The following is a 20,032-nucleotide window of genomic DNA, read 5'->3' on the forward strand; positions in this document are numbered from 1 at the left end:
CTGAAGTGTCGTCGACAGTACGCCGACGTAAATCAACCGGTCGTCGCACCTTCTGCGGCGGAGCGCACGAGGGCTGCGTACTTGGCAAGAACGCCACGGGTATAGCGCGGGGGCAGCGGTTCCCAGCCAGAACGGCGGGATGCGAGCTCTGCATCATCGACGAGTAAGTCAAGCGAGCGAGCTGCGATATCGACCCGTATCAGATCACCATCGCGCACGAAGGCGATAGGACCTGCGTCCACCGCTTCGGGTGCTATGTGGCCGATGCACAGGCCGGTTGTGCCGCCTGAGAATCGTCCGTCAGTCAAGAGTAGTACATCTTTTCCGAGGCCAGCGCCCTTGATGGCGGCGGTGATCGCTAGCATCTCGCGCATACCGGGCCCGCCCTTGGGACCCTCGTAGCGGATCACGACCACGCTGCCTGCTTCGACCTCGCCGTTCGCGACAGCATCCATCGCCGCGCGCTCGCGTTCGAAGACACGAGCCGGTCCTTCAAAGACAGTTGCGTCGAAGCCGGCCGTCTTCACGACGGCACCCTCTGGTGCCATCGAACCGTGCAAGACGGTGAGTCCGCCGGTGGCGTGGATCGGGTTGTCCAACGTGTGGATGACTTCGCCATCGATCGGTCCGGGGTTGAGATCCGCGAGGTTCTCTGCGAGCGTCTTGCCCGTCACCGTGAGCGCGTCACCGTGCAACAGACCCTCGTCGAGCATGGCCTTCATGATGACGGGGATGCCACCCTGACGGTCGACGTCGTTCATGACGTACTTGCCGAACGGCTTCATATCCGCAATGTGCGGCACCTTGTCGCCGATCCGATTGAAGTCGTGCAGGTTCAGCTCGACTTCGGCCTCACGTGCGATCGCCAGCAGGTGCAGGACGACGTTGGTCGAGCCGCCGAGCGCCATCGCGAGGGCGATCGCGTTCTCAAACGCCTCAGGGGTGAGGATGTCGCGCGTCGTAATGCCCAGGCGAAGCAGGTTCACAACAGCCTCGCCCGAGCGGTGTGCGTAGTAGTCCCGACGACGATCTGCCGCAGGCGCCGCAGCCGAACCCGGAAGGCTGAGCCCGAGAGCCTCCGCGACGGATGCCATCGTGTTGGCGGTGTACATACCACCGCAGGCACCCTCACCGGGCGCGATCGCGCACTCGATGCGCTTCAGATCCTCTTCACTCATGAGACCTGCGCGGTGCGCGCCGACGGCCTCGAAGGAGTCGATGATCGTGACATCCTTCTCGGTGCCATCCGAGAGCTTGACCCAGCCCGGGGCGATGGAACCTGCGTACAGGAAGACGCTGGACAGATCCAGACGCGCGCTTGCCATGAGCATGCCCGGGATGGACTTGTCACAGCCAGCCAGCAGCACACTGCCGTCGAGTCGCTCCGCCATCATGACCGTCTCTACCGAATCAGCGATGACCTCACGAGAGACCAGCGAGAAGTGCATGCCCTCGTGGCCCATCGAGATGCCGTCAGAGACCGAGATGGTTCCGAATTGCAGCGGGTAGCCGCCGCCGGAGTGCACGCCTTCCTTGGCGCCCTGGGCGAGCCGGTCAAGGCTCAGGTTGCACGGCGTGATCTCGTTCCAACTGGACGCAATGCCGATCTGGGGTTTGTCCCAATCTGCATCCCCCATGCCAACGGCACGGAGCATGCCGCGAGAAGTCGTAGCCTCAATACCGTCAGTAACGACACGGCTGCGGGGTTTGATGTCGATGGGCGCGTTCGAAGCAGGATCTTGCGAGGACATGACGGCAGTCTATTCCCGTCCGACAGCCCGCTCGTTCGCGAGCGCCTCCAGAAGAGCGGCCATCTCTTGTGGAGTGTCCACACGAAGTGTCGCGGCCGACTCCCCCGGTCCGACGCGCACGCCCAGATCTCCCGGCTGAAGCACGCGAATGGCGTCCTCGTCCGTCACATCATCGCCTGCGAACAAAATGCCTGTTGCGTCGAAGTGCTCACGCAGCACCGTCATGGCCGTATCTTTTCCCTCGACGCGCGAGGAGAACTCGAGCACACGATGGCCCGACCGGCGGCGCCACTGCGGGAAACGCTCGGCCACCAAAGCGTCGATCTCCGCGAATGCAGCGGCCTCGACCTCTGGTGTGGCCTGGCGAGTGTGAATGCCCATTCCGAAGGTCTTCGGCTCAAGGCGCACGTTCTCGTAGCGATCGACGATCGGCTGAGCGGCCTCCCAGAGCGCCTCGCGGGCACCCTCTTCCGTGATCGCGCCGGGCGTGTCGGCATCACCGATTCCGGGAAACCAGTACTGGGCGCCATGCGAGCCAGCGAGAGCGATGTGCGACTCGGGATGGTGCTCTGTGATCTCCTGCAGGTCGTGCATGCTGCGGCCTGACACATACGCGATGAAGGTGTCCGGCAGCGCCGCGAGTCGCTCCAATTGTGCCTTCACCTCCGGCAGCGCTCGCGCTGCCATGGGCTCAGCCACCAGCGGCGATGCGGTGCCGTCGAAATCCAGTGCGACCACCAGTCGCGGTGTGTGCGCGATTGCCGTCAGCGCGTCGTCAGCAGATCCAGGGGTCCAAGTGCGGGTCACAGCGTGTCTCCTCGTCGGTTTGATCCCGACCAGCCTCTCACGCGCGGTGCGAGCGGGCTGTCGCGAGAGCCTGCAGAAACGAGGACGACCATGCGATGACGTCGTGCTCGAGTACGCGACGCCGCAGCGACCGCATGCGCTTGCCTTGCTCGGCAGGGCCCATCTCGACCGCTGCCATGATGGCGTCTTTCATGCCATCGATGTCGTGGGGGTTGATCCTGAGCGCCTGTCGGAGTTCGTCGGCTGCGCCAGTAAATTCGCTGAGCACGAGCACGCCGCGGTTGTCAGTGCGCGTTGCGACGTACTCCTTCGCCACGAGGTTCATTCCGTCGCGGAGCGCGGTGACGAGCATGACATCGGCAGCCAGATAAAGCGCGACCATCTCCTCGCGCGGGAATCCCTGATGCAGGTATCGAATCGCGGTGTGGCCCATCGTGTCTGTGTCGCCGTTGATGCGGCTGACGGCGAGTTCAATCTCGTCTCGAAGCTGCACGTAGGCATCCACTCGTTCACGGCTCGGGCTCGCCACCTGGATGAGCGTGACTTCTTCGACCTTTAGGCGCCCCTCTGCAAGCAGTTCGCCGTAGGCCTTAATGCGATGCCGAATGCCCTTGGTGTAGTCGAGCCGGTCGACCCCCAGCAGAATCCTCTTCGGGTTGCCAAGGCTCTCCCTGATCTCGAGGGCTCTGGCCTGTACCTCTGGCCTTGCCGCAAGTTCGAGATACGGCGTCGTATCAATCGAGATGGGGAACGCCTTGGCGATGACTGTGCGGGAGCCATCTTCGCCTGGCACTGCGACGGTCGTTGACTTCACCTCATACTTCAGACGGCGGCGCACGGCAGCCAGGAAGTAGGAGGCATCCTGCACGCGCTGGAACCCGACGACGTCGGCGCCCAGCAGTCCTCGCAACATCTGATCACGCCACGGGAGCTGTGCGTACAGCCCGTGCATCGGGAACGGGATGTGATGGAAATACCCGATCGTCACGTCGGGACGCAACGCACGCACCATCTCGGGCACGAGTTGCAGTTGGTAATCATGCACCCAGACCGTCCCGTTCTCCGCAACGGCGTTGGCAGCGGCTTCGGCGAAGCGTCTGTTGACGGTGACGTAGGAGTCCCACCATTCGCGATGAAACTGCGGCGGGGCGATCACATCGTGGTACAGCGGCCAGATCGTGTCGTTCGCAAAACCCTCGTAGTATTCGGCGACCTCTTGAGCAGACAGGACGATAGGGATCAGCCGGATGCCGTTAGCTTCGAAGGGCTTGAGCTCAAGGTCGGCTTGCCCTGCCCACCCCACCCACGCGCCATCCACCTGGTGCATCACCGGCTCGAGCGCTGCGACCAGACCGCCCGGTGAAGTGCGCCAGGTCTCAGTACCGTCCGCTCCCACCACGCGATCGACCGGCAACCTGTTAGCGACGACGACGAAATCTGCGGTGGCCATGGTGACTCCTCACACAGTGGATCAGTTCCCCTAGGCTATCGAGTCCGCATGTGGACCCGACTCAAGTACCAGTTCACGACGCCGGCGAGGAAGGCGATCGCCGCCGCGAGCATCGGCAAAAGCAGTGCGGGCGACGTCCCCATGCTCTCCGCGATCTCACCGGTCACGGCCGCTCCGATCGACTGGCCGACGATGACGCCTGAGCCGAGCATCGTCATGACGGTGGCAGACCGACCCAGCGGACTGCGAGCAGCGCCGAAGCTGTACTGGGTGACCAGTGTCGGCCCAATGCCGATTCCCATGACGCCCAGGGCCACCATCATGGCGCCGGGTGTATCGACCATGCCCAGAAACAGTGAACCGGCCAGCAGGATGCCGGAGAAGACCAGCCACCGCGCGCGCAGCGAGAAGCGCGGCGGCAGCCAGGCCACACCGAGCGCGAGAATCGCGGAACCGACGCCCATCACGCCGTAGAGCACTCCCGCCTGCTCTGGGGCACCCCGATCGGCCATGAACGAGGTCAATGCCGTGAGCATCGTGCCGAAGAAGATGCCAACGCCGAGGATGCCGAGAACGACGACCAGTAATTGTGGACGGAAGAGTTCTGACACCTTCGAGGGCGCGCGTCCATCGGCATCGCGCTCCTGAGAGACATGTCGTCCGCTCGGATGCAGGGCAAACGCGCCGACAAACAACACCGTCAGCGCGGCCGCGCCCACCAGCGGTGCCCAGGGGGCGATCCACGAGGCGACGACACCGACGATGAACGGCCCGAAGACGAAGACCGTCTCATCGGCGGCTGATTCGTAGGCCATGGTGCGCGACACTGTGCGCACGCGCGAAGGTTCCGGCATCCGGTCGTTGATGATCGAGACGAGACGCGAACGCGACATCGGGGCGACCTGCGGTGCGGTGGCACCGATGCCGAACGCAGCCAGCAAGATGAACGCATCCGTGGACGCGCTGTAGACGACAAGCGTGAAGACGACGAGCATCGTGCCGTTGGCGACGGCGAGAATCAGGAGGACGACTCGCTGTCCGAATCGATCAGCGGCTGCACCAAGCAATGGCCCGAAGCACGCGGTGCCGAGACCCACCGCCGCGGAGGTCAGCCCACCGAGAGACAGCGATCCACGCGCGGAGACGACGACAGTGAGAACCCCGACCACCATCATCGCGAAGGGCAGTCGCGCGATGAACGCGACGAGGAAGTAGGGGAAGCCAGCGACGCGGAGCAGGCTCGTTTGCATTGCATCGCGAGGCGGAGCGGGTGCGGGTGTGTGTGTCATGACTCTCGCACGTCCAAGGACGCGGGGATCAGGTGCCGCCGCTGTCCGCCGGGGTGCCGACGGCCGGTAGTTACACAGCTTTAGCGCCGAAGCGCCGAATCCATTCTATCCGCGCCGCCTGAGCGAAGGTAGGTTGGAGAAATGCGTTACCTCTTCAGCACAGGCCTAATCGGAGCGATCACCGCCGGTGTGTCACTGCTACGCGGCACGCGTGACGCCCCGATCACCTGGCGTGCAGCGCTCGCCTGGCTGAGTTGGGGCATCACCGTCGCCCTCTCGATCGGCGCGGCGATCGATATGCGCCGCGCCGAGCGTGGCGTCATCGTGCCGGCGGACTCTCCACTCGCGGCAACGCAGACCAAGCGCATGAAGAAGGAAGCCAAGCATCTCGAAAAGCAGCTCAAGGCTGCCCAGAAGCGCTGAGGCGCCCTCTCATCAGCCGGTGAGGATCAGCGGCTAAGGATCAGCGCGTAAGGATTAGAGCCTCTCCCTGACCGCCGCCGCCGCAGAGACCAACCGCCGCCGTGCCGCTGCCCCGGCGAACCAGCTCGTGTGCCAGGTGCACGACCAGCCTGTTTCCGGATGCTCCGATCGGGTGCCCGATGGCGATCCCGCCTCCGTGAATGTTCACGATGTCGCTGGACACGCCGAGCTCGGCCTGAGAACGGGCGACGACAGCACCGAATGCCTCATTGATCTCCACGAGATCGAGATCTGCAGCGGTGATTCCTTGCTTCTCGAGCGCGCGGTGGATCGCCTGAGCTGGCTGTGCCTGCAGTGAGTTATCTGGCCCCGCGGTCTGTCCACTGGCACCGACTGTGACGAGCACTGGCCAACCCTGCGCCTCAGCATTTTCACGTGTCGTCACCACGACTGCGGAGGCGCCGTCCGAGATCTGGGAGGAGTTCCCCGCAGTGATCGACCCGCCTTCAAGAAACGCGGCGCGGAGCTTGCCGAGTGTCTCGACGGTGGTCTCGGGCCGCACGCCCTCGTCCTGGGTGACAACGACCGGCTCACCGCGCCGTTGAGGCACCTCGACCGGCACAATCTCCGCGTCGAAGACGCCTGCCGCTGTCCCGGCAGCAGCGCGCTGATGCGACAGTGCCGCCACGGCATCCTGTGCCTCGCGGGTGAGCTCGAAGCGCTCATTGTGACGCTCGGTCGATGCGCCCATGCTCTCTTCGTCGTAGGCGTCGGTGAGACCGTCGAACGCCATGTGGTCGAGCACCTCGACGCTGCCGTACGTCCATCCATCGCGCGAGCCCATCAGCAGGTGCGGTGCGCGCGTCATCGACTCCATTCCGGCAGCCACGACGGTCGTAGCATCCCCGGTGCGAATCATGCGTGCGGCGTCGATGATCGCGGTGAGGCCAGACAGACACACCTTGTTGACGGAGTGCGCTGGCACGTCCCAGCCGAGACCCGCACCGATCGCGGCCTGACGCGCGGCGTTCTGCCCTGAACCCGCTGCGAGCACCTGACCGACGATCACAGCGTCGACCGCGGCGGGATCGATGGATGCCTGTGCCAGCGCGCCCTTGATCGCGAAGGATCCGAGCTGAGGCGCAGTGAACGATGCAAGCTGGCCCTTCAAACGCCCCTGGGGCGTGCGGGCAGCTGCGACGATGACGATGTCGGTCATGACTGGTCCTTCAACTCGGGTGAAATGGTCAACGGCGGCTCTGTTGCATCGATGACTTCCTGAACACTCACGCCCGGCGCGGTCTCGACGAGCACTAGACCTTCATCTGTGACGTCGATAACGGCGAGGTCAGTGATGATCCGATGTGCCACTCCCCTGCCGGTCAACGGCAGCGAGCACTCATTCACGATTTTCGCGGAGCCGTCCCTTGCCACGTGCTCCATCAGGATGATGAGCCGGCCAGCGCCGTGCACGAGGTCCATCGCGCCGCCTGGACCCTTGACCATCTTTCCTGGAATCATCCAGTTCGCAAGGTCTCCCTTTGCGGATACCTGCATCGCGCCGAGGATTGCCGCATCGATCTTCCCGCCGCGGATCATGCCGAAGCTGGTGGCCGAGTCGAAGAATGCCGTGCCTGGCAGGGTCGTCACGGTCTCTTTGCCTGCGTTGATGAGGTCGGGATCGACAGCTTCCTCGGTCGGATACGGACCGACTCCGAGGATGCCGTTCTCAGACTGCAACACGACGGTGATGCCCTCGGGGACGTAGTTGGGCACCAGGGTGGGCAGGCCGATGCCGAGGTTCGCATAGGAGCCGTCGGTGAGTTCGAGAGCCGCACGGGCTGCCATCTGCTCGCGGGTGAGTGCCATGTCAGGCTCCTTCGCTCTGGTCTGCGGGCTGTGAGACGGTGCGGCGCTCGATGCGCTTCTCGATGTCGGTGCCGACCTCGACGATGCGGTGCACGAATACGCCAGGGAGGTGAACGCGATCCGGGTCGATCTCGCCCGGCTCCACGAGCTGCTCCACCTGCGCAATGCACACGCGACCTGCCATCGCCGCCAGCGGATTGAAGTTGCGGGCGGCCTTGTTGAAGACAAGATTTCCGTGCCGGTCTCCCGCAATGGCGTGCACGAGAGCGAAGTCTGTGCTGATCGCCTCCTCCAGCACGAACTCCTTCGGTGCGCCGTTCACGTCGAAGGTGCGGGTGTCTTTTACCGGGGATGCGACTGCAATCGACCCGTCCGCGTTGTAGCGACGCGGCAGCCCGCCCTCGGCGACCTGTGTGCCGACGCCGGTCTGGGTGAAGAACGCCGCAATACCTGATCCTCCTGCACGCAACTTCTCTGCCAGCGTGCCCTGGGGTGTCAGCTCCAGCTCGAGTTCACCAGAGAGGAACTGGCGTTCGAACTCTTTGTTCTCGCCCACATACGACGAGGTCATCTTGCGGATGCGTTGCGCGTTCAGCAGGATGCCGAGGCCCCAGTCATCGACGCCACAATTGTTACTGACGATGCTCAGGTCGGTCGTCCCCTGTGCGAGCAGCGCTTCAATGAGGGCGATCGGGTTTCCGGAGAGGCCGAAACCTCCGACTGCCAGGGATGCACCATTCGGGATGTCGGCGATTGCTTCCGCCGCAGAGGCCCATTGCTTGTCGATCACGCAGCACTCCTTCGTGTGAGGTCTGCTTCCAGCATCCGCCTCTTACACTCTGACGGAAAGCCCGGTCTTGCGATGTGGGCGTTCCTCTCGATAGCGTCCACATTATGAACACTTCATCACGCACGGTTCCCGGCACACAGGCCGTAGCCCGTGCCGCGAGTCTGCTGCGCCTCGTCACCGCAGGAGGCGAAGGTGGTGCGAGCCTCCAGGACCTCGCACGGCAGGCCGATCTGACCCGCTCCACGACGCATCGGCTACTCAGCGCACTGCGCGCAGAGGGCCTGGTCGATCGCGACGACGATACGGCCAGGTGGATGCCTGGTCCCGAGCTCTTCCTCATGGGATCAGTGGCTGCGGCACGCTATGACGTGACGGCCCTTGCCCGCGACATCGTGCGCTCACTCGCCGTGAAGACCGAGGAGAGTGCCTTCCTTTCGGTGCGGCGCGCTGACGAGACGGTGTGCCTTGTGCGCGAAGAGGGCTCTTTCCCGATCCGCTCTTTCGTGCTCAGCGAGGGCGTGCGCTTCCCGCTCGGCGTCGCGAGTGCAGGACTGGCGATCCTGTCGTTCCTGCCTGACCACGATGTGGATGCATATCTGGAGCGGCATCCCGAACTCAGCGAACACTGGGGACGCACGCACAGCACCACACCATTGCGAACGAGGCTGGCCGAGACGAAGGAACGCGGATTCGCCATCAACCCAGGGCTCATCGTCGAGGGCAGTTGGGGAATGGGAGCCGCGGTGTTCGATCGCGCAGGACGACCCGAATGGGCACTCAGTCTGACCGGAGTCGAATTCCGCTTCGGCCCGGATCGGATCGCTGACCTTGGCCGCACTTTGCTCGCGCACGCGCATCAGCTCTCGTTGCGGATCGCAAATGCCAGGCGCTGAGTTCGCTCCGATCACACGCTCTCTGCACCGAGTGCCATCTGCAGAAGAGGCGACAGTGCCTTCGCACCCCGGGCGCTCATCACCACTGTGTAATGGTTCAGACCGTCGAGGTGCTGATGGGCGATCGCAGGATGCGCGGCGAGAAGCTTCGCACGGTGCGCGGCGGCGTACAGCCCTGGCTCCTCATTCTGCAGTCCGCGCGCCGCGGTGATGAACAGCGTCGGTTGCTGCAGAGCGGCAAGGGCCTCCGTCAGCGCCGATCCAAGGTTCAGGTCGATCGTGTCTTCGACCGTCGTCTGATAACTCGTCGCCGGGCGGTAGGCGTCACCATCGCGGTGGAGGTCATAGGCGATGTACTGCTCGAGCTCTTCGCTCCAGTCCTCGGTGAATGCGGGGTGGCACCGCCAGAATTCCTCCGTGTACTCGGCGACGCTGGCCCAGCGGCGCGACAGACGCTCTGCTGTGGGTCCGAGGATCAGCGACACCAGCTGCTCGGGTTCCACACTGGAAGGAACATCCAACGGCATCCCGCCGTCGACGAGGATCAGCTGCTGCACGCGCTCCGGATGCCGGTGGGCAAGCACAACCGCGACGAAGGCTCCCATGGAGTGACCGATCACCGGCACCGAGTCGATGCCCAGAACATTCAGGACAGCCAGTACGTCGGCCGCATGGGCGGCCATGCCCGCGGGCCCGACAACGTCGCTACTGAGACCACGGCCACGCAGATCGGGAGCGATAACCCGCACGCCGGGGAGTTCGGCGACTATGAAGGGCCACGCGAGGTGCGATGAGGTCACCCCATGTATGGCGAGGACCGTCGGCGGTTCGCCAACAGCATCGTGCGGATCCCAGATCCCCACACTCAAGTCGCCACCATCGACGGGGACGGTGAGGGTGCGATAGATGTGCGTTTTCATCGAGCGGTCCATCCACCATCCATCGTGTACGACGCGCCAGTGACCATCGACGCATTCGTTGATGCCAGCCAACCGGCAAGCGATGCCACCTCGGCCGGCTCGACCAGACGCTTTATCGCGCTCTCAGTCAGCATGACCTTCTCCACGACCTCGCTCTCCGGAATCCCGTGCACCTTCGCCTGATCGGCGATCTGCTTCTCGACCAGCGGCGTGCGCACATATCCGGGGTTGATGCAGTTGCTCGTGACGCCGTACGGGCCGCCTTCAAGAGCGGTGACCTTGGACAGTCCTTCGAGCCCGTGTTTCGCGGCGACGTACGCCGATTTGAACGCACTCGCACGCAACCCGTGCACGCTGGAGATGTTGATCACTCGTCCCCAACCGCGCCCGTACATGCCAGGCAGCACTGCGCGAACGAGCAGGAACGGCGCCTCCAGCATGATGCGCTGGATGGCGCGGAATGCATCCGGGTCGAACTCAGGGATAGCGCTGACCCGTTGGATCCCCGCATTGTTGACCAGGATGTCTGCGTCCAACTTCAGTGTGTCGAGAGCCGTGGTGTCGGAGAGATCGACCTCCCATGCCTCGCCACCCAGAGCGGACGCGTGCTTCTCGGCTGCAGCGCGGTTAAGATCTGCGATGATCACGTGCGCGCCGCGTGCGGCGAACTCCTGAGCACACGCGAGTCCGATGCCACTCGCTCCCCCTGTGACGATCGCGCGGCGCCCGGCCAGATCCTGCTCAGCCATTCTCGTTCTCCTTCTCCGATATTTCAACCGTTGCTCGTGCGGCCCCCGCGGGGCGCAGCGCATTGCCGATGAACCGGGTCATCCCCTCGATCACCGCAGGGTCGATCGCGGCAGGTGTGTGGCCGTCCGCATCGCGCTCCCAGAGCAGGTAGCGCATACCGATCAGCTCACCAGCCCCCATCAGCGCCCATGCGGCTACTTCAGGGTCGAGCTGCGGATCGACATCGCCGGTCTGCTGGGCATCGCGTAGCCCTGCACGATAGCCGTCGACGATGCGCTCATAGTGCAGCTTCAACGTGGCAGGCGATACGAACTCGGCCTCCCGCACGACGCGGTAAAGCGCGGGGTGGGCGGCGGTGAAACGGAAGAAACCCTCAAACCCGAGCCGCTCCGCCTCGATGCGGTTCGCGGCGTCCGACATAGACTCGGACATCGCGTGGCGAACGCGACGGTTCAAGTCGATGACAAGCGCCTCGAAGATCGTCTGCTTGCTGTCGAAGTACAGGTAAAAAGTGCCGAGCGCGACATTCGCCGCCTCGGTGATCTTCACGATCGACGCCTCGTGGTACCCGAGCTCGGCGAAGACGGACTCCGCCGCCTCGAGCAGCTTCTGCCTGGTCACCTCGCCGCGTTTGGTGAGCGGACGCCCGGTCGCTGGCGACACGTTGACGTCGGCGATGATCTCAACGGACTCGGTCATCAGCATCCTTTTCTTGATCTGCCGCGATAAGGTCGGCGGCCATCCGGCGCAGCGTCGCACGAGCGATCTTCTCGATCGTCGACTTCGGCAGTTCGTCCGTGAAGACGATCCGTGCCGGGAGTTTGAAGGCGGCAAGTCGCTCTCTCGCGAAGGCGAGCAACTCATCGATGGAGAACGGCGTGCGGGCAACGACGAACGCAACGCCGCGCTCACCCCAAACCCGGTCGGACGCGCCTACGACAGCGACCGAGTCCACGAGCGGATGCTGCGCGAGCACACCCTCGACTTCAGCCGGGGCGACGTTCTCTCCCCCGGAGACGTAGATCTCTTTGAGCCGGTCGACGATGCGGTAGATGCCCGCGGCATCCCGATGTGCGAGGTCGCCGGTGCGCAGCCACGGCCCCGAGCGCGCGCGGACGGTAGCATCCGCATCATCGAGGTAGCCAGCGAAGGTGCTCGGGCCGCGGACCCAAAGCTCTCCGGTCGCCTCGCCTTCGAGCGCCAGCTCTGTCGTAACATCGACGAGGCACACGTCGACGGACGGGTATGGACGCCCTACCGTACCCCGGTGCGCGGCCAGCTCCGCGGCGGGAAGCGCCAGCACATTGGGTCCGGCCTCAGTAAGCCCGTACCCCTGGGTCATGCCGACGCCGCGGTCGGCCCAGACCTCAGCCAGCGTCTCCGGTATCGTTGCCCCGCCCACCAGTACGTGGCGCAGACTCGACAGATCGGCACCCCGCCAGCCCGGAGCGTCCTGCAACATGCGGTATTGCGTCGGTACGCCCATCATCGTCGTCACCCGGCGTTCAGAAATGAGCTGCAGCACACGCCCCGGCTGGAAGGATCGCTCGAGCACGACCGTCGCGCCCACCCACCAGGCCAGCAGCGGCTGCACGTTCCACGCAGCGACGTGGTACTGCGGCAGCATGGCCAGCACCACATCAGTGGAGATCATCGGCATGACGCGCGACAGCGCCATGTTCGTCCAGAAGCAGTTCTCGTGGGTGAGCACGACGCCCTTGGGTGCTGCCTCGCTGCCGGAGGTGAAGATCACCAGCAGCGGGTCATCGTCGCGCACGCTCCGGTCGCGTGTCGGGAATGCGGCGGCTGGAATCTGTGCCTCGACCCCGGTGGCGCCGAGGAAGACGTACGCGGGCGCCTCGTTTTCCAGCATCCGAAGTGCCGTCCCCGCGAGCGCGACGTGCTCGTCTTCCACGAGCACCAGTACCGCGCCGCTGCGGCGAATGAGAGCGGACAGCTCCGTCGGCGTCAGCCGCCACGACAGCGGGATGAACGCGATGCCGAGGAACGCGCACGCGAAGAAGGCGACCACGTGGTCGGTCGAGTTGCCCGACACTGTGGCAATGCGCTGACCCGCCCCGTACCCGGCATCCCGCAGGCGAGTCGCAAGCTGCTCTGCGCGGCCGGTCAACGTCGCATAGTCCACGCCCACTCCGCGGTCGTCGATCGCGATCTTGTGCGGGTTGGATGCCGCGCGTTCACGCAGCCACCTCCCCAATGTGTGGGGACCGTCAACTTCGAAGCTCATCGCACTCCCACCTCCGCGCCCTGAGCATCGCTGTCGTCGAGAGCACCGAGAGATCCGGCCGCCGCCGCTGTCGTCCCGCGACGACGTCGCAGCCAGGAGTCAACGGTACCGGCGATGCCGCCGGGCAAGAACATGACCACGAGGATGAACAGCACGCCGAGCAGGAAGAGCGGCTCGGAAAGCGGAATGCGCAGGAAGTCGGGCAGCGTCTGGATGCCGTCGGCACGGGCCAGCACTGTCAGTCGCTGGTCGAGAATCGTATAGAGCACTCCACCGACGACGGCTCCCCAACGGAATCCGACGCCGCCGAGCACCACCATCACGAGCACGGTGATTGTGAGGTCGGCCCCGACCGCGCTGGGCTGGGTGCCCGACTGCAGCAGCAGATAGGCGACACCGGCCAGGCTCGCGCACATGGCCGCGATCACGAAGACGATGAGCTTCGCGCGAGCGGGCTTGAGGCCGAGAACCTGCACTCGCAGCTCATTCTCGCGCGATGCGGCGGCGAGGTGGCCGAGGCGGGACTTATCCACCCACAGCACCACGAGGTAGACGATGACGACGACGACCAGCGCGAACCAATACAGGTTGCGAGTATTCATCACACCGACCAGCCAGTCCGGAACGCTGGCGGTGTTGAGCCCAAGACCCTCTTCACCGCCGGTGAGCGCCTGGTTGCGACGGACGAGTACCGAGCCGGCCTGGGCGAACGCGAGCGTCACCATCGCGAACGGGATGCCGTTGACGCGCATGGCGACGGCACCCGTGACAAGCGCGATGACCATGCCGCCGATGAGGGCGACGAACACGCCCTGCCAAAGTGGCAGTTCAAAGGCACGCAACAGGATACCGAGGCCGTAGGCCCCTGCGCCGAAGTACAGCGCGTGACCAAATGAGAGCATGCCCGCGGTGCCGAGCAGCAGGTTGTACGACAGTGCGAGGGCGGCGAACACCATGCACAGCGACAGCAAAGCGAGCGAGCCCGGCGTGTAGGTGGGGCCAGGAAGAATGCCGGGCAGCGACAGGTTCAGCAGCGGCAGCACCGCCATCACGACGATGAGTACGGCGCCGATGATCACGGGCGCGAAGCGCTTGAGCGACGACATCATGCTTTCCTCCCCATCAGGCCCGCAGGTCGCACGAGCAGCACCACCGCGAGCAGGATGACGACGATGAAGTCGCCGGTTCCGCCGAGGTAGGTGTTGGCGACCTGCTGCAGCACCGCCACCAGCACGGATGCGACGGCAGCGCCGGTCAACGAGCCGAGGCCGCCGACCACTGTCACGATGAAGGCGAAGATCAGCAGCGTCGAACCAAGGTGCGCAGAGACGTAGGTCATCGCGTGCATGGCGAGCACTCCCCCGATACCGGCAGCGGCTCCTCCAATCGCGAACACGAGTGTGAACGATCGACGCACGTCGATGCCGAGCGCGGTGACCATGGCCCGGTTCTCGACGCCGGCGCGGATGATCATGCCGTAGCGGGTCTTCTTCAGGAAGAGCACCAGTCCCGCGAGAACCAGGCCCGCCGCGATGATCAGCACCCAATACTTGTTCGGGATGCTGGCGCCGAGCACATCTGTGGTCTGCCCGAGCCAGGGTGGCCCTGCAATCGTGATGGCGTCAGTGCCCCAGATTCCTTCGAACAGCGCGATCGCGGCGAAGGAAAGACCGACTGTGACGAGTACCTGCTCAATGTGTCTCTCGTACAGCGGCCGGATCAGCACCAGTTCCGTGAGTGTCGCGAAGACCGCGCCGACAACTGCGCCGACCAGGATCGAGACCAGAAACCCCAGCCATGTCGTGGCGCCGATCGCCTGCGCCACTGCCCAGCCGACGAAGGCGCTGAGGGTGAGGAAGGCGCCGTGTGCGAAGTTCAGCACATGCATGAGGCCGTAAATGAGGCTCAAGCCGCTTGCGACCAGGAAGTACAGGGCACCGAGGCCCACGCCGATCACGAGGGTGAGGATGAGCGCGCTCATGCGTGGGCCTCCGCGCTGACTCCGAGTAACCTGCGAGTGAGATCGGCGTCGTCGAGGATCTCGCGTGCAGGCCCGGTGTGCACGACGCGACCGCCCGCGATCACCACGGCACCGTCGGCGAACTGCCGCACGACCTCGAGATTCTGCTCCACGAGCAGAATCGGCGTGGTCTTGGCAGCTTCGGCGAGAGCATCCGACACCTCTTTGACGATCTTCGGAGCGAGGCCTTTGGTCGGCTCGTCTACGAGGATGATCCGGTTGTCGTTGAGGAGGGCGCGTGCAACGGAAACCATCTGCTGCTGCCCGCCGGAGAGCGTTCCCGCGCGCTGGTCGCGGCGTTGAACGAGGTCAGGGAAGAGTTCGGCGACGAACTCGTGACGCGGTTCGCGCTGCCGTTCTGCGAGAGCGAGGTTCTCCGCGACGGTGAGACCGGCGAACACCTCCCGATCCTCTGGCACGTAGCCGACACCTCGCTGCACGATCTTGTGGGTGGGTAGGTTATCGATCCGCTCCCCATCCAGCAGTACTTCACCGCGGCGGGTGATGAGCCCGAGGATGCCGCGCAGCGTGGAGGTCTTGCCAACACCGTTTCGGCCAAGAATGGCAGTGATGCCTACGGCGGGCACGTCAAAGGACACGTCCTCGACGACCTGCTGTCCGGCGATCGATGCGCGCAGGGAGCGCACCTGAAGAATCGGATCAGTCATGCTGCAGTCCCGGTTCCGAGATAGGCGCTCTGCACGGTCGGGTTCTCCATGATCTTTTGGGGCGTGTCAAGAGCGATGATCGTGCCGAAGTACATGACGGCGACAAGGTCAACCAGCCCCATCAGCACGTCAATGTGGTGTTCGACCATGAGCACCGTGCAGCCATTTTCCCGCTGCATGACGCGGATGTTCTCGACGAGCCCGGAGACATCACCGGAAGCGACTCCCGCCATCGGCTCGTCGAGCAGCACAAGACGAGAGTTCGTGGCCAGCAGCGATGCGATCTCGAGCTTGCGCTTGTCGCCGTGGCTGATGTCACCTGCGAGGGTGTCGAGCCGATGGCCGAGCCCGACCTCTTCCAGCACCGCGATCGCCTGCCGAGTTGCCGAATCGTCGCGGCGGGGGAACTTGAGCAGTGAATAGCTGCCACCGTGGGTGGCCTGTGCCGCGATGCGGACGTTCTCGAGGATGCTCAGCTTGGGGAACAAGCTCGAGGTCTGAAAGGTGCGCCCCAGTCCTGCCCTGGCACGTCGCGGAACAGATAGACCTGTGATGTCTTCACCGTCGAGGAAGACTCGGCCCGACGTGGGCTTGATCACTCCGGAGATGGCGTTGAACAGCGTGGTCTTGCCGGCACCGTTGGGGCCGATGACTCCGACGAGAGAGCCCGGGGCAATATCGAGGTCGACGTCCTTGAGGATCGTCGCTCCGCCGATCTGAAGGCCGAGCCCTTCGACGCGCAGGGCCGCGCCGATGGACGGGGTCTCGGGCAGGACTGGGGTGCTCATATGCTTGTCAGCCTCTCGGTCACGGAGCGACGTCGGCGGCATCCGCCGTGTCGAGGAGCTCAGCGACGAACGTGTCACCGTCAGCGACAAGACGCACCTGGTACATGTCCTGCAGCAGTGCGTGGTCCTCCGCGCGGACGGTGTTCGTGCCCTTTGGACCCTCGAACTCGAAGCCTTCCAGCGCCGCGATCATGGCATCCACGTCACCCTGGCCCTCTTTGACTGCCTGCACGAGCATGATGGCCGCATTAAAGCCGTCAGGGCTGAATAGGTCGGGCGTGCCGCCCGCGGCCTCGATCGCGTCGACCATCGCGTCGTTGACCTCGTTGTCGGGGGCACCCGGGAAGTAGTGGTTCAGGAAGTTGATCTGTTCGCTCGCCTGGCCATAGGCACCGAAGGTCGCGGCGTCACCGAGACCGGTGACAACGGGAACGTTATCGAGCACGCCCTGTTGGCTCATTGCCTGCCACATGGCACCCGATGTCGCACCTGCCCAGGCTACGAACACGAGGTCAGGCTGTGCGCTCAGCACCTGCTGCGCGAACGGCGTGAACTCCGTGACGTCCTCTGCCACCAGAACCGGGGTGACCGTTGCGCCCTTGCCACCGAGGATCGCCTCGACTGCGGCGACGTTCCCCTGCCCGAACGCGTTGTTCTGAGCGAACACTGCGATGTTCTTGCCGTTGATGTCGTCCAGGAAGCTGCCCGCTGTCGCGACGTCCTGTGCCGACTGTCGACCGGAGCGGAAGGTGTACTCGTTGACTCCGGTGATCGCGTCCGCGGCCGCAGGACCCGAAATGAACAGCACTTTGTTCTGCGCTGCCTGTTCTGCCATCGCCAGCGCCACGCCGGAGGATGCGCTGCCGAGGAGGACGTTGACGCCGTCCCCGATGAGCTCCTTGGCCGCGGTGACCGCGGTGTCTGGGTCACCCGCGTCGTCGCGGTACTCGATGGTGATCTTTGTGCCGTCCACCTCGTCGGTGCCGTCGGTGGCATAGTCGAGGCCCGCCTTGAACGCATCGAGGTACTGCTTGCCGTAGCCGGCGAGAGGTCCCGTCTCGCTGGTGATGACGCCCGCGACGATTTCGGCGGGGCCGGAGGCCTCCTCGCCGCCGGCGCCGCCGCCGTCGCCACCTGTTCCGGTCTGTGGCGCGCACGCCGCCAGAACGAGGGCGGCCGTGGCGACCACGGAACCCAGGAGCAACTTCTTCGAAACTCGCATGTGAAATGCCTCTCGCCGTTGGAAGGTCTTGATGCCAAACCTGAAAGATGATTCAGGTTACTTAAACCCTAAATCCGGTGCGGTCTTTCGTCAAGCTCGCCGATAGGTAAAACGATCGTGGTACTTTAGCCATGTGACCACAACACGAGAGCGGATCATCGCTGAAGCCGAACCCGTCTTCGACCAGTTCGGATTTGCCGCGACTGGCGTCGACAGGCTGACCGAGGCGGCCGGAGTGTCGTCGCGGACCCTGTACAAGCATCTAGGGAGCAAATCAGCCCTCATCACCGCTGTGCTCGACGCCCGCCGCGGACGATTCCTCGACGCCTTCGATGTCACGACAGTCGACGGCCTCTTCACAGCTCTCGCCGGTTGGGTGCGTGTTGAGGGAGCACGAGGCTGCTTGTTCCTTCGCGCGCTAGGCGAAGGGGGCGAGAGCAGTTCGGAGATCGCCGCGACAGTACTGGAATACCGAACACAGCTTCACCAACTGATTGAACGCCTCGTTCGCAGCGACACAGGAACCGACAACGAACTACTCACCGAACAACTCGTCGTGCTGTTTGAAGGTGCAACATCCGCGGCTTCCTACCGGGGTGCTCACGCAGTCACCGCTGCCCAGACGGCCACGGCAACACTCCTCGCAGAGTGGTCTACTCGTCCCGACGCTCAGCAACTGTGAACGGAGCATTCCATGCACCTGTTAACCGTCTTCTCCCATCCCTTCCGCGACAAGTACCCCGCCGCAGTCATGGATTCCTTCCATGGCCCGTTCGAGCGAGCGGGCCATACGATCGATGTACTGGACCTGCACCGAGAGCAATTCGACCCGAGATTCTCCGCCGAGGACCACGCCCACTTCTGGGGCGGGGCGATCCCACCTGGTATCGAGGAGATGCATCAACGGGTCGAAGCGGCTGACCGGCTCGCCTTCGTTTTCCCCGTCTACTGGTGGTCAATGCCTGCGCTGATGAAGGGATGGATCGAGCGCGTGTTCACGGCAGGCTGGGCGTACCAGTACGGCACAGGAGTCAAGGATCGCGGCAAAGCCGCCCTCCACGGACTCCTTCCTTCGATACCCACCGTCCTCATCGGCATCGGTGGCTCCAAAGAACACACATACGAAAAGTACGGCTACGACGAGGCGATGCGTACGCAGCTGGACGTCGGCGTCTTCGCCTACAGCGGGATCAACGATGTCGAGAGCCACCTCATCTACAACGTAGAAGGTGACCAAAACGCCCCAGTGCGCGAAGCCGGACTCCTTCAGGCGCGCGAGATCGGACTCTCGTTCGCTGACCTAGACAGAACGGCGCGCCACGCAAAAGAGGATCACCTCGAACGTCAGGCCTGGCGCATAACGACTGGATGATCGACTTCATCGCTCATCCAGTCGTCAACCTTTGGCTGCTCCTGAGCGAACTGCGCCCGCGCGAGCTGTTCGGCACGAGCGAGTACATCGAGCTGCGCCGGGTTGTACAGCGCTGCGAGTGCTTCGACGAAGATCAGCCGTGTGGCACGTTCACCCTTCAGCAGGTGTTCCACCGGGTTCGCCAGCCAGGGGTAATCCGCGACGTGCTGAACGAGGATCGGCGCGAGACAGGCAGCGAGCCGTTTCCGCGTCACTTCGTCCGCGTTCGCCGGGAGCGCATCGATCTCCTTCCCGACTTCGCCACCGCTCGCATCAGACTCCACCATCTGCCGCAGATCAACCATCGCATCGTCGTCATACAGCTGATTCGAGATATGCAGCAGCGCCCTGTCCGACTCCGATAGACGTGACGAAACAGACACGAAACCGATGGGCGAATCGGGGGGCGCGTCATGGCGCAGGATCGCCGCGACATCCGCATGCGCCTGTTGCAGGCTCCGGATGCGCCTCGCCAGATCCACACTCTGCTCCTGCAGGAGCGTCCGTGTGCTCTGTCTACCTGCACCGAAATCGGCGATCTTCGCCAACGGCACACCGAGGCCGACCAGCCGGAGGATTCGCAGCAGGCACACCAGTTCCTGAACGCTGTACTGCTTGTAACCGTTGTATTTCCGCTTCGGCTCTACCATCAGGCCGACTCGCTCATAGTGTCGGATCGTGTTTACCGTCGTCCCTGCGAGTTCAGCGAGTTCGCGGGTGCTCCATGTCACGA

Annotated in this window: 21 protein-coding genes; 4 read left to right on the forward strand and 17 right to left on the reverse strand. The window is 64.2% G+C overall.

Annotation, left to right across the window (positions count from 1 at the left end; all coding sequences use genetic code 11):
- Nucleotides 1–32: 32 nt before the first annotated feature.
- From ilvD to AC1C2O_RS04145, 4 genes are read right to left on the reverse strand one after another with little or no spacing between them, the layout of a single operon-like run.
- Entirely contained in the window at nt 33–1,751 is a 1,719-nt protein-coding gene (gene ilvD, locus AC1C2O_RS04130; RefSeq protein ID WP_495429178.1) for a dihydroxy-acid dehydratase, read from the reverse strand.
- A gap of 9 nt (nt 1,752–1,760) precedes the next feature.
- Entirely contained in the window at nt 1,761–2,558 is a 798-nt protein-coding gene (gene otsB / locus AC1C2O_RS04135) for a trehalose-phosphatase (protein ID WP_495429179.1), read from the reverse strand.
- Between the two features lie 37 nt (nt 2,559–2,595).
- On the reverse strand, nt 2,596–4,008 hold the full coding sequence (locus AC1C2O_RS04140; protein ID WP_495429180.1) for an alpha,alpha-trehalose-phosphate synthase (UDP-forming): 1,413 nt from the start codon (nt 4,006–4,008) through the stop codon (nt 2,596–2,598).
- A 35-nt stretch (nt 4,009–4,043) separates the two neighbouring features.
- Entirely contained in the window at nt 4,044–5,297 is a 1,254-nt protein-coding gene (locus AC1C2O_RS04145; RefSeq protein WP_495429181.1) for an MFS transporter, read from the reverse strand.
- A 141-nt stretch (nt 5,298–5,438) separates the two neighbouring features.
- Between AC1C2O_RS04145 and AC1C2O_RS04150 the strand changes: the two genes are divergently transcribed.
- Nucleotides 5,439–5,720 (forward strand): hypothetical protein, encoded by a 282-nt coding sequence (locus AC1C2O_RS04150; protein WP_495429182.1) that lies wholly within the window; start codon nt 5,439–5,441, stop codon nt 5,718–5,720.
- 40 nt (nt 5,721–5,760) lie between these two features.
- On the opposite strand, the gene AC1C2O_RS04155 is transcribed toward AC1C2O_RS04150, so the two are convergent.
- Genes AC1C2O_RS04155 through AC1C2O_RS04165 form a run of 3 tightly spaced genes read right to left on the reverse strand, consistent with a single transcriptional unit; the run spans nt 5,761 to nt 8,379 of the window.
- Entirely contained in the window at nt 5,761–6,939 is a 1,179-nt protein-coding gene (locus AC1C2O_RS04155) for an acetyl-CoA C-acetyltransferase (RefSeq protein WP_495429183.1), read from the reverse strand.
- The gene (locus tag AC1C2O_RS04160; RefSeq protein WP_495429184.1) at nt 6,936–7,589 is read right to left on the reverse strand and encodes a CoA transferase subunit B; all 654 of its coding nucleotides are present in this window, start codon (nt 7,587–7,589) and stop codon (nt 6,936–6,938) included. The genes AC1C2O_RS04155 and AC1C2O_RS04160 overlap by 4 nt, the downstream gene beginning before the upstream one ends.
- A gap of 1 nt (nt 7,590) precedes the next feature.
- Nucleotides 7,591–8,379: a CoA transferase subunit A gene (locus AC1C2O_RS04165; RefSeq protein WP_495429185.1), complete on the reverse strand. Its 789-nt coding sequence runs from the start codon at nt 8,377–8,379 to the stop codon at nt 7,591–7,593.
- 104 nt (nt 8,380–8,483) lie between these two features.
- Here AC1C2O_RS04165 and AC1C2O_RS04170 point away from each other — a divergent pair, with 104 nt between their 5' ends.
- Nucleotides 8,484–9,272 (forward strand): IclR family transcriptional regulator, encoded by a 789-nt coding sequence (locus tag AC1C2O_RS04170; RefSeq protein WP_495429186.1) that lies wholly within the window; start codon nt 8,484–8,486, stop codon nt 9,270–9,272.
- A gap of 11 nt (nt 9,273–9,283) precedes the next feature.
- Here AC1C2O_RS04170 and AC1C2O_RS04175 read toward each other — a convergent pair whose 3' ends face one another.
- Genes AC1C2O_RS04175 through AC1C2O_RS04215 form a run of 9 tightly spaced genes read right to left on the reverse strand, consistent with a single transcriptional unit; the run spans nt 9,284 to nt 17,888 of the window.
- Complete coding sequence (locus AC1C2O_RS04175) at nt 9,284–10,192, reverse strand: alpha/beta hydrolase (protein WP_495429187.1); 909 nt, start codon at nt 10,190–10,192, stop codon at nt 9,284–9,286.
- A complete protein-coding gene (locus AC1C2O_RS04180) occupies nt 10,189–10,941 on the reverse strand; it encodes a 3-hydroxybutyrate dehydrogenase (protein ID WP_495429188.1) in 753 nt (250 codons plus the stop codon). Before AC1C2O_RS04180 ends, AC1C2O_RS04175 begins: the two co-directional genes overlap by 4 nt.
- A complete protein-coding gene (locus AC1C2O_RS04185) occupies nt 10,934–11,641 on the reverse strand; it encodes a TetR/AcrR family transcriptional regulator (protein WP_495429189.1) in 708 nt (235 codons plus the stop codon). Before AC1C2O_RS04185 ends, AC1C2O_RS04180 begins: the two co-directional genes overlap by 8 nt.
- Nucleotides 11,625–13,190, reverse strand: coding sequence for a class I adenylate-forming enzyme family protein (locus AC1C2O_RS04190; protein ID WP_495429190.1), 1,566 nt, complete (start codon nt 13,188–13,190; stop codon nt 11,625–11,627). Before AC1C2O_RS04190 ends, AC1C2O_RS04185 begins: the two co-directional genes overlap by 17 nt.
- On the reverse strand, nt 13,187–14,299 hold the full coding sequence (locus AC1C2O_RS04195) for a branched-chain amino acid ABC transporter permease (protein WP_495429191.1): 1,113 nt from the start codon (nt 14,297–14,299) through the stop codon (nt 13,187–13,189). The genes AC1C2O_RS04190 and AC1C2O_RS04195 overlap by 4 nt, the downstream gene beginning before the upstream one ends.
- Nucleotides 14,296–15,171: a branched-chain amino acid ABC transporter permease gene (locus AC1C2O_RS04200; RefSeq protein WP_495429192.1), complete on the reverse strand. Its 876-nt coding sequence runs from the start codon at nt 15,169–15,171 to the stop codon at nt 14,296–14,298. Before AC1C2O_RS04200 ends, AC1C2O_RS04195 begins: the two co-directional genes overlap by 4 nt.
- Nucleotides 15,168–15,878 (reverse strand): ABC transporter ATP-binding protein, encoded by a 711-nt coding sequence (locus AC1C2O_RS04205; RefSeq protein WP_495429193.1) that lies wholly within the window; start codon nt 15,876–15,878, stop codon nt 15,168–15,170. Before AC1C2O_RS04205 ends, AC1C2O_RS04200 begins: the two co-directional genes overlap by 4 nt.
- Nucleotides 15,875–16,666, reverse strand: coding sequence for an ABC transporter ATP-binding protein (locus AC1C2O_RS04210; RefSeq protein ID WP_495429194.1), 792 nt, complete (start codon nt 16,664–16,666; stop codon nt 15,875–15,877). Before AC1C2O_RS04210 ends, AC1C2O_RS04205 begins: the two co-directional genes overlap by 4 nt.
- 19 nt (nt 16,667–16,685) lie before the next feature.
- Nucleotides 16,686–17,888 carry a substrate-binding domain-containing protein gene (locus AC1C2O_RS04215; RefSeq protein WP_495429195.1) on the reverse strand — a complete coding sequence of 401 codons (1,203 nt, stop codon included), beginning with the start codon at nt 17,886–17,888 and terminating at the stop codon, nt 16,686–16,688.
- Nucleotides 17,889–18,021: 133 nt separating this feature from the next.
- On the opposite strand from AC1C2O_RS04215, the gene AC1C2O_RS04220 reads away from it, so the two are divergent.
- Complete coding sequence (locus AC1C2O_RS04220; RefSeq protein WP_495429196.1) at nt 18,022–18,570, forward strand: TetR/AcrR family transcriptional regulator; 549 nt, start codon at nt 18,022–18,024, stop codon at nt 18,568–18,570.
- A gap of 12 nt (nt 18,571–18,582) precedes the next feature.
- Entirely contained in the window at nt 18,583–19,260 is a 678-nt protein-coding gene (locus AC1C2O_RS04225; RefSeq protein WP_495429197.1) for an NAD(P)H-dependent oxidoreductase, read from the forward strand.
- On the opposite strand, the gene AC1C2O_RS04230 is transcribed toward AC1C2O_RS04225, so the two are convergent.
- Nucleotides 19,233–20,030, reverse strand: a complete 798-nt coding sequence (locus AC1C2O_RS04230) for a helix-turn-helix domain-containing protein (protein WP_495429198.1) — start codon at nt 20,028–20,030, stop codon at nt 19,233–19,235. The genes AC1C2O_RS04225 and AC1C2O_RS04230 overlap by 28 nt on opposite strands.
- Between the last annotated feature and the right edge of the window lie 2 nt (nt 20,031–20,032).

It is taken from the genome of Microbacterium sp. Y355 (genome assembly GCF_059445345.1).